Genomic DNA, 12,309 nt, shown 5'->3' on the forward strand with positions numbered 1-12,309 from the left:
ACGCGTGTTTCGTTCTGCACAACAGGCAGGAGAGTAGGTGGGCTCCGGGGCGGCGACAAGTGGTCTGCACCACGTCTGCACCACTCCGTGACCTGGCGGAGCAGCCCGTGCAACGGCACACGAAAAACCCCCGGGGCACGCGGATGCGCGCCCCGGGGGTCTCCCGGACCTTCAGCTGTGGGCCGTACCGGTGGCCGCTACTTCTTGTCCTTGCCGCCCTTGCCCTTGTCGCCGCCGGCGCCCATGGACTCGTAGATCTCCTTGCACATCGGGCAGACCGGGTACTTCTTGGGGTCGCGCCCCGGTACCCAGACCTTGCCGCACAGCGCGACCACGGGAGTGCCCTCCAGGGCGCTCGCCATGATCTTGTCCTTCTGGACGTAATGGGCGTAGCGCTCGTGGTCGCCGTCGCCGTTCGACACCTGCGGCGTCGGCTCCACGAGGGTTCCGGTACCTGCCCCGCGCTCGGGCTCAAGAGTGCTCATAACCGCCAAGCGTACTGAAGAACGGGACATCAGTTCAGCGAAGGGTCGTCCGGATACGTGGCGATCATGGCCAGTTCGCTGCGCTGCCGGCGCAGGACCGCACGCCACAGGCCCTCCGGGCGCGGCGAGGACACGTCACCGGGCTCCGATTCCACCACGTACCAGGCCCCCTCGGACAGCTCGCGCTCCAGCTGTCCCGGCCCCCAGCCCGCGTACCCCGCGAAGATCCGCAGCGAGCCCACGGCCGCCGCCAGCAGCTCGGGCGGCGCCTCCAGGTCCACCAGCCCGATCGCCCCGTACACCCGGCGCCAGCCGAGGGGCCCCTCGGCGCCCGGGATCACCGCGACCCCGAGGGCGGAGTCCAGCGAGACCGGTCCGCCCTGGAAGACGACCTCCGGCTCACCGGTCAGCCCGGCCCAGCCCGCCAGGATGTCCACGACGCCGACCGGGGTGGGCCGGTTGAGGACCACGCCGAGGGAGCCCTCCTCGTCGTGGTCGAGGAGCAGCACGACCGCGCGGTCGAAGTTCGGGTCCGCCAGGGCGGGCGCGGCCACGAGCAGCCGCCCTGTGAGCGAGGACACCTCGGTCATGGCAGAAATGATCCCGCATTCCGGGCCCCGGCGGGGGCCAAGTGACGCGGTCGTCGCGCTGGGTGCCCGAGCGCAGCTCAGGGCGCACGGGTGCATGAGGAGCGCACGGCCGGACCGGCGATCCGGACGGTGACCCTCCGCAAGTCCCGTACAGCAGAGCGTGTTGTGGCGGATTCATGATGTTCGTACACCACCCGTTCCCCTACGGAACGGGGGTGCGGGGCCATTACTCTTTCGTTTGGCCCCCTGCCCGACCACTCCGGAACGCGAGATTCATGACCGGCACAGACGATGTCCTGCTTGTCCACGGCGGAACCCCGCTGGAGGGCGAGATCCGCGTCCGAGGCGCCAAGAACCTGGTGCCCAAGGCGATGGTCGCCGCGCTGCTCGGCAGCGGGCCCAGCCGGCTGCGCAACGTGCCCGACATCCGCGACGTACGCGTGGTGCGCGGGCTGCTCCAGCTGCACGGTGTGACGGTCCGCCCCGGCGAGGAGCCGGGCGAGCTGGTCCTGGACCCCACGCACGTCGAGAGCGCCAACGTCGCCGACATCGACGCCCACGCGGGCTCCTCGCGCATCCCGATCCTGTTCTGCGGGCCGCTGCTGCACCGCCTGGGCCACGCGTTCATCCCGGGGCTCGGCGGCTGCGACATCGGCGGCCGGCCGATCGACTTCCACTTCGACGTGCTGCGCCGGTTCGGCGCGACCATCGAGAAGCGGGCGGACGGGCAGTACCTGGAGGCCCCGCAGCGGCTGCGCGGCACCAAGATCCGGCTGCCGTACCCGTCGGTGGGCTCCACCGAGCAGGTGCTGCTGACCGCGGTGCTGGCCGAGGGCGTCACGGAGCTGTCCAACGCGGCCGTGGAGCCGGAGATCGAGGACCTGATCTGCGTCCTGCAGAAAATGGGCGCGATCATCTCGATGGACACCGACCGGACCATCCGGATCACCGGTGTGGACCGCCTCGACGGTTACACCCACCGCGCCCTCCCGGACCGCCTGGAGGCCGCCTCCTGGGCGTCCGCCGCGCTGGCGACCGAGGGCAACATCTACGTCCGGGGCGCCCAGCAGCGCTCGATGATGACGTTCCTGAACACCTACCGCAAGGTGGGCGGTGCCTTCGAGATCGACGACGAGGGCATCCGCTTCTGGCACCCGGGCGGCGCGCTCAGCGCGATCGCGCTGGAGACGGACGTGCACCCCGGCTTCCAGACGGACTGGCAGCAGCCGCTGGTGGTCGCGCTGACGCAGGCCGCGGGCCTCTCCATCGTCCACGAGACGGTGTACGAGTCCCGGCTCGGCTTCACCTCCGCGCTGAACCAGATGGGCGCGCACATCCAGCTCTACCGCGAGTGCCTGGGCGGCTCGGACTGCCGCTTCGGCCAGCGCAACTTCCTGCACTCGGCGGTCGTGTCGGGCCCCACGAAGCTCCAGGGCGCGGACCTGGTCATCCCGGACCTGCGCGGCGGCTTCTCGTACCTGATCGCCGCCCTCGCGGCCCAGGGCACCTCCCGGGTGCACGGCATCGACCTGATCAACCGGGGCTACGAGAACTTCATGGACAAGCTGGAGAAGCTGGGCGCGAAGGTCGAGCTGCCGGGCGGCTCGCTGGTCTGAGCGGGGCGTCCGGTCCCCGCCCCTCTCGCGGGCGGGACTCCGGGGCGTCGGGGGCTCCGCCCTCTCAGAGGCGCTTGCAGTTGATCACGGCACCCTTCTCCGCGCCCCGGGACAGCGTCAGCCGGACATCGCGTCCCGTCACGCGCAGGTGGAGGGTGTCCACCGGCAGCCCGTCCCAGCCGGGCGTGTACGCGCAGTCGCCGTCGTAGTCCGACGGGATCGCCGCGGGGAAGCCGCTGACCGACAGCGCGGACCCCTCCTCCTCACCGCTGGCCCCGAAGCCGTTCGGGGCGTCCACGGACACGCCGTCGCCGTCGGACCGCCACGTCCCAGTGATGCCGTCCCATTGGTCGCTCTCCCAGGTCCCGTCCTTGTGGACGGTGAGGGTGGCGTCGGCGCTCGTGCCCTCCGCCCGGTAGCGCCACTTGCCGACGACGAAGGCCCTGATCGCCTGTTGCTTCGGCCCGCCGCCCGCGCCGTTGCCCCCGCAGGCCGAAACGAATGACGCGGCGGCCCCCACGGCCAGGTAGCGCAGCGCTGTCCGGCGCCTGATGTGCAGCGTGGCGTGTCTGGGCACGGTCCCCCCGGGTGCTGGTTCGTCAGCGGTCGGCGGCCTCTGTCCCGGGCCGGCGGTCCAATCCAGGGGCGCCGCCCGCCGGGCGGGTAGCCCGGAACCGGCCTGTGTGCCTCCCACGAGGCGCGGAGCGGCCCTTCTGCGGGCCGAATGCCGAAGGACGGCCTACCCCGGGATGGGGAGGCCGCCCTTCGTCGTACCCAGGGGTCTTACTTGCCCTTGGCGGCTTCCTTGAGCTTGGAGCCCGCGGAGACCTTCACGCTGTAGCCGGCCGGGATGTTGATCGGGTCGCCGGTCTGCGGGTTACGAGCGGTGCGAGCGGCACGGTGGGTGCGCTCGAAGGTCAGGAAACCGGGGATGGTGACCTTCTCGTCGCCCTTGGCGACGACCTCACCGACGGTCTCGGCGAGCGCGGCCAGCACGGCGTCGGCGTCCTTGCGGGTCACCTCGGCACGGTCGGCCAGGGCGGCCACCAGCTCACTGCGGTTCATGTTGTTACTCCCGTGTTCTTCTTGCCTGTGAGGCGTGAGATCGAAGCCGATGCTGCCAGGGCCCTCGGACAGTCCCCGTACCCGGGTCCGCCCTTCAGAGGGTCCGGTAGACCTCGCGCCCTGTGGGGTCTCCCCTGGACGTAGTCCTTGGAAAGCATCCTGCCCCCACCTGCGGCGGGAAAGCCAATCCGGCCCCCTCCGCGAGCCGCGCGAACAGCACCACTGCCTCGTCGTGGTGACGTCCCGTCGACTCCCCCAGAGCCGTCCGCACCGGGTGCGGGGCTCTGCGGGACGCGTCGCCCGCCCACCCTAAAGGGGCGTTTGGGGCGCCGCGACCCGCGACGCGCCGTAGTCAGACGGACGTGGGCGCCGTCACAGTGGCTCCGGCGGCCCGCGCGGCGTCCCGGACGGCCCCGGCGACCGCACCGGCGACCTTGTCGTTGAAGACCGACGGGATGATGTAGTTCGCGTTCACCTCGTCCTCGGCGACCACGCCGGCCAGGGCGCGCGCGGCGGCGAGCATCATGTCCGTGTTGACCGTGCGGGACTGGGCGTCGAGCAGGCCGCGGAAGACGCCGGGGAAGACCAGCACGTTGTTGATCTGGTTCGGGAAGTCCGAGCGGCCGGTGGCCACGACGGCGGCGGTGCGGCGGGCGATCGCCGGGTCCACCTCGGGGTCAGGATTCGCGAGCGCGAACACGATCGCGCCGTCCGCCATGGCCGCCACGTCGTCCCCGTCCAGCACGTTGGGGGCGGAGACGCCGATGAAGACGTCGGCGCCGACCACGGCCTCCTTGAGGGTGCCGGTGATGTTCTCCGGGTTGGTGTTGTCGGCGATCCAGCACAGCGGCGAGTCCGGGTCGGCGGACCGCAGGTCCTCGCGGCCGGAGTGCACCACGCCGTGGATGTCGGCGACGACGGCGTGCTTGACGCCCGCGGCGATGAGGAGCTTCAGGATGGCCGTACCGGCCGCTCCGGCGCCGGACATGACGACCCGCACGTCCCCGATCGCCTTGCCCACCACGCGCAGCGCGTTGGTCAGCGAGGCCAGGACGACGATCGCCGTGCCGTGCTGGTCGTCGTGGAAGACGGGGATGTCCAGGGCCTCGCGCAGCCGGGCCTCGATCTCGAAGCAGCGCGGCGCGGAGATGTCCTCCAGGTTGATCCCCGCGAAGCCGGGCGCGATGGCCTTGACGATCTCGACGATGGCGTCGGTGTCCTGGGTGTCCAGGCAGATCGGCCACGCGTCGATGCCGGCGAAGCGCTTGAAGAGGGCCGCCTTGCCCTCCATGACGGGCAGCGCGGCCTTCGGGCCGATGTTGCCGAGGCCGAGCACCGCGGAGCCGTCCGTCACGACTGCGACGGAGTTGCGCTTGATGGTGAGGCGGCGGGCGTCCTCGGGATTCTCGGCGATCGCCATGCAGACCCGGGCCACACCGGGCGTGTAGATCATCGAGAGGTCGTCGCGGTTGCGGATGGGGTGCTTGGACGCCATCTCGATCTTGCCACCGAGGTGCATGAGGAACGTACGGTCGGAGACCTTGCCGAGCACGACGCCGTCGATACCGCGCAGCCCCTCGACGATTTCGTCGGCGTGCGCGGTGGACGAGGCGGCGATCGTGACGTCGATCCGCAGCTTCTCGTGGCCGGAAGCGGTCACGTCGAGGCCGGTGACCGAACCTCCGGAGGACTCCACGGCCGTGGTGAGCTGGGAGACCGCGGTGCCGCTCGCGGGCACCTCCAGCCTGACCGTCATCGAGTACGAGACGCTGGGCGCCGTTGCCATGGCCGAGTCCTTCGCTTTCCTTAGCTTCATTGCTATGCGCGTCCGAAGCCCGAGCAGGCCCGGCAGCGGACACGCCTTCCGATATTCGCACCTACCGACGAGTAGCCGTTAATGACTGTCGCAGCGCGGAAACTGTTTTCCACCATACGAGAGAGTGCGGCGCAGCGGAACCCCTCTCCGGGAACGCGAAGAGGCCCGCGCCACCGGAAGGTGACGCGGGCCTCTTCTTCAGTTGACGACACCGGCCCGCCATGCTCGCCTCGCGGCAAGTGGTCGCTCGAAGCGACTAAGGTTGGGCCCGGGGGCTTGGATCGAGCCGGTGCCACCCCCAGGCTAACAAATCACCTGGAAAAGCGATTCCCGCGGCGCGGGTTGACCGGAAACGGCCCCCGCGCGCCCCCCGCCTCAGTCCCTGAGCAGGTCCGGCACCCCGTTCTCGTCCGGCAGGTCCCGCTCCCCCGACACCACGGTCAGCTGCTGGGTCGCCCGGGTCAGCGCCACGTACAGCACGCGCAGCCCGGCCGGGGACTCGTCCGCGATCTCGGCCGGCGAGACGACCACCGTCGCGTCGTACTCCAGCCCCTTGGCCTCCAGGCTGCCGAGCGCCACCACCCGCTCGCCCAGCTCCGCCAGCCACGCACGGGCCTGAGCGCGCCGGTTCATCGCCACGACCACCCCGACGGTGCCGTCCACCTCGGCGAGCAGCCGCCGCACCTCCTCGCGCACGGTCCCGGCCAGGTCGTCGCCCCGTACGTTCTCGAAGCGCGGGACCACGCCCGTGGAGCGGACGGCGGCCGGGGACTCCATGCCGGGCATGGCGAGGGCCAGCACCTTCGCGGCCAGCTCGGCGATCTCCGCCGGGTTGCGGTAGTTGACGGTCAGCGTGAAGTTCCGGCGCGGGCGGCTGCCCAGCGCCTCGTCGCGGGCGGCCGCCGCCTCGTCCGGGTCGGACCAGGAGGACTGCGCCGGGTCCCCGACGATCGTCCAGGTGGCGTGCCGGCCGCGCCGGCCGACCATCCGCCACTGCATGGGCGTGAGGTCCTGCGCCTCGTCCACGATGACGTGGGCGTACTCGGTGCGCTCGGCGGCGAGCCGTTCGGCCCGCTCCCACTGGGTCTCCTCGCGCCGGGGCATCAGCTCCTCCAGGCCGGTGAGCTGGTCCAGCGGGTCCGCCTCGCGCTTGCGCCTGGGGCGGCTCGGGGTGCCGAGCAGCGTGTGCAGCTCGTCCAGGATCGCCACGTCGTGCACGGAGAGCGGCCCCCGTCCGGCGGCGTCCAGGCGCTTGAGGGAGCGCGCGAGCCGGCGCACCTCGCCCTGGTTGAGCGTGCGCCGCGCCCACCGGGCGAGCCGCTTCTCGTCGGCCATCGCGGCGAGTACCCCGCGCGGGGTCAGCTCGGGCCACCAGGCGTTCAGGAACTCGATGAACGGGGTCTCCGTGGACACGTCCTCGTCGAACGAGCTGCGCAGCTCCGCCGCCAGCTCCGGGTCGGTGTAGCGGCCCCGGCCGGAGGAGCGGTTCCACAGCGCGTCGAGCAGCAGCCGGCGGGCGCGCGGCCGCAGCAGGTTGACCGGGGCGGTCCCGCCGAGGACGTTGTTGCGGATGCGCCGCAGCTCGTCCTCCTGGAGCTCGACCCGGGCGCCGAAGGCGACCACGCGCAGCCGGGTCGGCGTGCCGGCGGGCCGCGGGGCCTCCTCGGCCTCACCGAACTCCAGCTGCCCGCCGGCGGGGGCGGTCCGGGGCGCGGGCTGTTCCAGCGCGCCCCGGGCCGCCTTGCGGAGCACGGGGAGCATCCGCGAGGAGCCCTTGATCCGGGCGACGGCGGGTTCGTCGTAGGCGGTGGCGCCCTCGGGGCCCGCCGCGTCGTCGGAGAGCGAGCCGACCGCGCGGATCGCGACCTGGCCCTCCTCGCCGAGCGAGGGCAGCACGCCCTCGGTGTACGCCACCAGCAGGGGCGTCGGCGAGACGATGAGGATGCCGCCCGCGTACCGCCGCCGGTCCTGGTAGAGCAGGTACGCGGCGCGGTGCAGGGCGACCGCGGTCTTGCCGGTGCCGGGGCCGCCGGAGACCTCGGTGACGGAGGCGGCGGGCGCCCGGATGACGAGGTCCTGCTCGGCCTGGATGGACGAGACGATGTCCCGCATGGTGTGGCTGCGGGCCTGGCCGAGCGCGGCCATCAGGGCGCCGTCGCCGACGACCGGGAGCTTCTCGCCGTCCAGGTAGGCGGTCAGCTCGGGGCGCATCAGGTCGTCCTCGACGCCGAGGACCCGGCGGCCCTTGGAGCGGATGACGCGGCGGCGGACCACCCGGCCCGGCTCCTTGGGCGTGGAGCGGTAGAACGGGGCCGCGGCCGGGGCCCGCCAGTCGATGACGAGCGGCGCGTAGTCGGCGTCGAGGACCCCGATCCGGCCGATGTGCAGCGTCTCGGCGATGTCCGCGGTGTCGTCCTCGCGCACGACGTCGTCGGCGGGCTCCACGGAGGTGTAGGCGCCGTCCGGGCCGCGTTCGCCGTCCTTGCCGAGCAGGAGGTCGATCCTCCCGAAGAGGAAGTCCTCGAACTCGCTGTTCAGCCGGTTGAGGTGGATTCCGGCGCGGAACACCTGGGCGTCCCGCTCGGCGAGCGCCCCCGGCGTTCCGACCTGGCCGCGCTTGAGGGCGTCGTCCATGAGAAATTCCGCCTCGTGGATCTTCTCCTCAAGGCGGTGGTACACCCGGTCGAGATGTTCCTGCTCGACACCGATTTCCCGGTCCCGCAACGAATCGACAGCGGCATCCTGCGCGGCCACCGAGGCCCCCTTCTGACGTGCATTGGGCAGCCGTCAACCCTATGCGACGGGGGGCCTTCGCGCACCTGCCGGGGTCCGTTCGAACCCGCCTCGTACGATGAGCGGATGAACGCCCGTTCGCGCACTGCCCGTCTGTCGGCCGGTTCCCTGGTGCTGCGCCCCTGGCAGCCGGGCGACCTGGGAGTGCTCCTGGAGGCGTACCGCGACCCCGCCGTGCAGGCCGGTTCGCGGGCGCCGGTGGCGGACGAGGAGGCGGCCGCACACTGGCTGCGGGCCCAGGAGGAGGGCCGGGCGACCGGGTTGCGGCACAGCTTCGCGGTGGTGGACGCGGAGCTCGGGTCCGGCCCGGTGGGCAACGTCGCCCTGTCGTTCCCGGAGCCCGGCGCGCCCTCGGCGGAGGTGGGGTACTGGACGGTCGCGCCCGCCCGGGGCCGGGGCATCGCGCCGCGCGCCCTCGAAGCGCTCTCCGGCTGGGCGTCCGAGGCGTTCGCCGCCGCCGGTCTCGTACGGCTCGAACTGCTGCACCAGGTGGACAACGCGGCGTCGTGCCGGGTCGCGGAGAAGGCCGGGTACGCGCTCACCGAGGTGCTGCCGCCGTCCCCGCCGTGGCCGCGCGAGGGCCACCGCCACACGCGCGGGCTCTGAAGGTCAGTCCTCGGCCCCGGCCATCGGGCCGTCGTGCAGGATGCGCTGGAAGAGGCGGTGGTCGCGCCACTCGCCGTCGATGTGGAGGTAGCGCGGCGCCAGGCCGATCTGCTCGAACCCGCACTTGGCGAGGACCCGCTGGGACGCGGTGTTGTACGGGAGCGTGCACGCCTCGATCCGGTGCAGCCGCAGCTCGTCGCGGGCCAGCTCGCAGATCCGGCGCACCGCCGCCGTGGCCAGGCCCCGGCCCGCGTACTCCACGTCCACCCAGTAGCCCAGGGTGGCGCTGCGGAACGGGCCGAGCACGATGGCGTTGAGGTCGAACCCGCCGACCACCCGGTCCTCGGCGTCGCTCAGCACCCAGGGCATCGCACGCCCCGCGTCCCGGTCCGCCAGCAGTCCGGCCAGCCGCTCGCGCTGCCCCTCCTCGGTGTAGAAGGACTCGGGGCGCACGGGCTCCCAGGGCCGCATGTGCGCACGGCTGCGGGTCAGCGCCTCGGCGCGGGAGGCGGCGTCGGCCAGGGTGGTCGGGCGCAGCCGTATGTCCGCGTCGAGCGGATGGGCTTCATCGATCATGCCCGCACGCTATCGGGCCCTCAGGCCCCCGCGTACTTGGCGTCCGCCGCCGGGTCCAGCGCCAGCCGGTAGCCGCGTTTGACGACCGTGTGGATCAGCCGGGGCACGCCGAGCGCGGTGCGGAGCCTGGCCATGGCGGTCTCGACCGCGTGCTCGTCGGTGCCGCTGCCGGGCAGGACGCGCAGCAGGTCGGCGCGCGAGACCACCCAGCCGGGGCGCCGGGCCAGGGCGTGCAGCAGGGCCATCCCGGCGGGCGGGACCGCGCGCAGCTCCTCGTCCACCAGGACGGCGTGGCCCCGGATCTCGACGCGGTGTCCGGCGACCGGCAGCGTACGGGCGCGGGCGGGCAGTTCGCGGCAGATGAGCTGGACGAGCGGGCCGAGCCGGAAGCGCTCCGGCTGGACGGTGTCGATCCCGCGCGCCTGCAACGGCACGGCGGTGACCGGCCCGACGCAGGCCGGCACGATGTCGCCGCGCAGGGCGGTGACGACCTCGGTGAGCAGTCCGCGTTCCTCGGCGCGGCCGAGCAGCGAGGCCGCCGCCGGGGCGCTGGTGAAGGTCAGCGCGTCCAGGGCGCGGGCGGCGGTCAGGTCGAGGAGCCGGTCCAGGGGGGCGAGGTCCTCGGGCGGCATCCAGCGGTAGACGGGGACACCGACCACCTCGGCGCCGGCCTCGCGCAGCGACTCCACGAAGCCGGGGAGGGGTTCGCCGTGCAGCTGGAGCGCGACACGGCGGCCCCGTACGCCCTCTTCCAGGAGCCGTTCCAGGACCTCTGCCATGGACTCGGAGGCCGGGGACCACGCCTCGGTCAGCCCGGCGGCGCGGACCGCGCCCTTCACCTTGGGGCCGCGCGCCAGGAGTTCGACCCCGCGCAGGGTGTCCAGGAGCCGGTCGCCGATGCCCCAGCCGTCGGCCGCCTCGATCCAGCCGCGGAAGCCGATGGCGGTGGTGGCGACGACCACGTCGGGCGTCTCGGCGACCAGTTGCTCGGTCGCGGCGAGCAGTTCGCCGTCGTCGGCGAGCGGCACGATCCGCAGGGCGGGCGCGTGGACCACGGTGGCGCCCCGGCGCCGCAGCAGGGTGCCCAGCTCCTCCGCCCGGCGTGCGGCGGTGACCCCGACCGTGAAGCCCGCGAGGGGTCCGTGCGGTGCGTCGTCGCGCTGTCGGTCGTCGTGCTGTCCGTCGTGCATGAGGTCTACCCGGCTCTCGTCCCGCTGCTGCTCGATGGTGCGGAGGACCGAGCCTGCCAACGCCGCGTGACAGACCCGGTTCAGCTGTATTTCCCGCTCGTTACGTCGCCCGGCACCGCCCGTCCATCATCACACCCCGGCGTGGCCGAGCCGGGGCTGCGCCGGTACGGCCGCGGCCCGGCGAAGGTATACCGACCAGGTGAGCGCGGAGCACACCGCGTAGTAGGCGAGGAAGGACCAGAAGGCCGCCGTGCCCGCGCCCGAGGTCTGGAAGGACTGGCGGAAGGCCAGGTTGATGGCGAGCCCGCCGAGCGCGCCGACCGCGCCGATCAGTCCCATCGCGGCGCCGGAGATCCGCCGCCCCCGGGCCGCCGCCTCCTCGCCGCGCAGCCCCTGGGCGATCGCCCGGGCGTGGAAGATGCCCGGGATCATCTTGTACGTCGACCCGTTGCCGAGCCCGGACAGCGCGAACAGGGCGGTGAAGCCGACGAGGAACACGGTCAGCGAGGCGATCCGGGAGGCGTACACGACGACGCCCGTCGCGGCGGCCATGGCGGCGAAGTTGACGAGGGTGATGCGCGCCCCGCCGTACCGGTCGGCCAGCCACCCGCCGGCCGGCCGGATCAGCGAGCCGAGCAGCGGGCCGATGAAGGTGAGCGAGGCCGCCTGGAGCGGGGTCCGCCCGAACTGGGTCTGGAGGACGAGCCCGAAGGCGAAGCTGTAGCCGATGAAGGAGCCGAAGGTGCCGACGTAGAGGACCGCCATGATCCAGGTGTGCCGGTCGCGCACCGCCTCCCGCGCGGCCCCGGTGTCGTTGCGTACGGGCGCCAGGTTGTCCATGTAACGCGCGGCGCATCCGGCGGCGAGCAGGATCAGCGGGATGTACGCGGCGAGCACGATCCGGGGGTGCGTGGCCCCCGCCGTGCCGATGACCAGGAGTCCGGCCAGCTGCACCACGGGCACCCCGATGTTGCCGCCACCCGCGTTGAGCCCGAGCGCCCAGCCCTTCCTGCGCAGCGGGAAGAAGGCGTTGATGTTCGTCATGGACGAGGCGAAGTTGCCGCCCCCGATGCCGGTGAGCGCGGACACGGCGAGGAAGGTGCCGTACGAGGTGCCCGGCTCCATCACGACGAGGGCGGCGATCGTCGGCACGAGCAGGGTGAGCGCGCTGAACACCGTCCAGTTCCGGCCACCGAAGCGGGCGACCGCGAAGGTGTACGGCACCCGGACGACGGCCCCGACGAGCGTCGCGGTGGAGATCAGGAAGAACTTCCCGGCCGGGTCGACCCCGTACTCGGGCCCCATGAAGAGCACCATCACCGACCACAGGGTCCAGATGGAGAAGCCGATGTGCTCGGAGAGGACGGAGAACCAGAGGTTGCGGCGGGCGACGCGCTCGCCGGTCTCCCGCCAGAAGGTCTCGTCCTCGGGGTCCCAGTGCTCGATCCAACGGCCTGCCATCACGCGCCTCCACGGGTGGTCGGGGTGTCGTCCCGAACCTAGGAAGCGCGCGTTTCGGTGCCGTGCCGCGAGGTGAACCTGTGGGCAACCTTGCGCTCACCGGGCCGGGCC

11 protein-coding genes are annotated in these 12,309 nt (G+C 72.6%); 2 read left to right on the plus strand and 9 right to left on the minus strand.

Annotation, left to right across the window (positions count from 1 at the left end; translation table 11 throughout):
- Nucleotides 1-197: 197 nt before the first annotated feature.
- Together ABZ565_RS30745 and ABZ565_RS30750 are read right to left on the minus strand one after the other, a co-directional pair.
- Entirely contained in the window at nucleotides 198-485 is a 288-nt protein-coding gene (locus ABZ565_RS30745; protein WP_026171211.1) for a DUF3039 domain-containing protein, read from the minus strand.
- A gap of 29 nt (nucleotides 486-514) precedes the next feature.
- Entirely contained in the window at nucleotides 515-1,075 is a 561-nt protein-coding gene (locus ABZ565_RS30750) for a YqgE/AlgH family protein (protein WP_361034067.1), read from the minus strand.
- A gap of 275 nt (nucleotides 1,076-1,350) precedes the next feature.
- Here ABZ565_RS30750 and murA point away from each other — a divergent pair, with 275 nt between their 5' ends.
- Nucleotides 1,351-2,691 carry a UDP-N-acetylglucosamine 1-carboxyvinyltransferase gene (murA, locus tag ABZ565_RS30755; RefSeq protein WP_361034070.1) on the plus strand — a complete coding sequence of 447 codons (1,341 nt, stop codon included), beginning with the start codon at nucleotides 1,351-1,353 and terminating at the stop codon, nucleotides 2,689-2,691.
- A gap of 64 nt (nucleotides 2,692-2,755) precedes the next feature.
- On the opposite strand, the gene ABZ565_RS30760 is transcribed toward murA, so the two are convergent.
- The 4 genes from ABZ565_RS30760 to ABZ565_RS30775 all read right to left on the minus strand — a co-directional run bounded on the left by ABZ565_RS30760 (nucleotide 2,756) and on the right by ABZ565_RS30775 (nucleotide 8,326).
- Entirely contained in the window at nucleotides 2,756-3,268 is a 513-nt protein-coding gene (locus ABZ565_RS30760; protein ID WP_361034073.1) for a hypothetical protein, read from the minus strand.
- 206 nt (nucleotides 3,269-3,474) lie between these two features.
- Nucleotides 3,475-3,756, minus strand: coding sequence for an HU family DNA-binding protein (locus ABZ565_RS30765; protein WP_017237029.1), 282 nt, complete (start codon nucleotides 3,754-3,756; stop codon nucleotides 3,475-3,477).
- Between the two features lie 352 nt (nucleotides 3,757-4,108).
- Nucleotides 4,109-5,542 carry an NAD-dependent malic enzyme gene (locus ABZ565_RS30770; RefSeq protein WP_361034077.1) on the minus strand — a complete coding sequence of 478 codons (1,434 nt, stop codon included), beginning with the start codon at nucleotides 5,540-5,542 and terminating at the stop codon, nucleotides 4,109-4,111.
- A 405-nt stretch (nucleotides 5,543-5,947) separates the two neighbouring features.
- Entirely contained in the window at nucleotides 5,948-8,326 is a 2,379-nt protein-coding gene (locus ABZ565_RS30775; protein WP_361034079.1) for a UvrD-helicase domain-containing protein, read from the minus strand.
- Between the two features lie 105 nt (nucleotides 8,327-8,431).
- Here ABZ565_RS30775 and ABZ565_RS30780 point away from each other — a divergent pair, with 105 nt between their 5' ends.
- A complete protein-coding gene (locus ABZ565_RS30780) occupies nucleotides 8,432-8,971 on the plus strand; it encodes a GNAT family N-acetyltransferase (protein WP_361034082.1) in 540 nt (179 codons plus the stop codon).
- A gap of 3 nt (nucleotides 8,972-8,974) precedes the next feature.
- Here ABZ565_RS30780 and ABZ565_RS30785 read toward each other — a convergent pair whose 3' ends face one another.
- The 3 genes from ABZ565_RS30785 to ABZ565_RS30795 all read right to left on the minus strand — a co-directional run bounded on the left by ABZ565_RS30785 (nucleotide 8,975) and on the right by ABZ565_RS30795 (nucleotide 12,198).
- Nucleotides 8,975-9,547 carry a GNAT family protein gene (locus ABZ565_RS30785; protein WP_361034085.1) on the minus strand — a complete coding sequence of 191 codons (573 nt, stop codon included), beginning with the start codon at nucleotides 9,545-9,547 and terminating at the stop codon, nucleotides 8,975-8,977.
- A gap of 20 nt (nucleotides 9,548-9,567) precedes the next feature.
- On the minus strand, nucleotides 9,568-10,737 hold the full coding sequence (locus ABZ565_RS30790; RefSeq protein WP_361034142.1) for a uroporphyrinogen-III synthase: 1,170 nt from the start codon (nucleotides 10,735-10,737) through the stop codon (nucleotides 9,568-9,570).
- A gap of 129 nt (nucleotides 10,738-10,866) precedes the next feature.
- Nucleotides 10,867-12,198 (minus strand): nitrate/nitrite transporter, encoded by a 1,332-nt coding sequence (locus ABZ565_RS30795; RefSeq protein ID WP_361034088.1) that lies wholly within the window; start codon nucleotides 12,196-12,198, stop codon nucleotides 10,867-10,869.
- Nucleotides 12,199-12,309 lie beyond the last annotated feature (111 nt).

The organism is Streptomyces sp. NPDC016469 (genome assembly GCF_040632905.1).
Lineage (GTDB): Bacteria > Actinomycetota > Actinomycetes > Streptomycetales > Streptomycetaceae > Streptomyces.

Bases quoted from the DNA above. Each gene is read 5' to 3' on its own strand.
- ABZ565_RS30745 (WP_026171211.1), bottom strand. From the start codon at position 485: ATGAGCACTCTTGAGCCCGAGCGCGGGGCAGGTACCGGAACCCTCGTG.
- ABZ565_RS30750 (WP_361034067.1), bottom strand. From the start codon at position 1,075: ATGACCGAGGTGTCCTCGCTCACAGGGCGGCTGCTCGTGGCCGCGCCC.
- murA (WP_361034070.1), top strand. From the start codon at position 1,351: ATGACCGGCACAGACGATGTCCTGCTTGTCCACGGCGGAACCCCGCTG.
- ABZ565_RS30765 (WP_017237029.1), bottom strand. From the start codon at position 3,756: ATGAACCGCAGTGAGCTGGTGGCCGCCCTGGCCGACCGTGCCGAGGTG.
- ABZ565_RS30770 (WP_361034077.1), bottom strand. From the start codon at position 5,542: ATGGCAACGGCGCCCAGCGTCTCGTACTCGATGACGGTCAGGCTGGAG.
- ABZ565_RS30780 (WP_361034082.1), top strand. From the start codon at position 8,432: ATGAACGCCCGTTCGCGCACTGCCCGTCTGTCGGCCGGTTCCCTGGTG.
- ABZ565_RS30785 (WP_361034085.1), bottom strand. From the start codon at position 9,547: ATGATCGATGAAGCCCATCCGCTCGACGCGGACATACGGCTGCGCCCG.
- ABZ565_RS30790 (WP_361034142.1), bottom strand. From the start codon at position 10,737: ATGCACGACGGACAGCACGACGACCGACAGCGCGACGACGCACCGCAC.
- ABZ565_RS30795 (WP_361034088.1), bottom strand. From the start codon at position 12,198: ATGGCAGGCCGTTGGATCGAGCACTGGGACCCCGAGGACGAGACCTTC.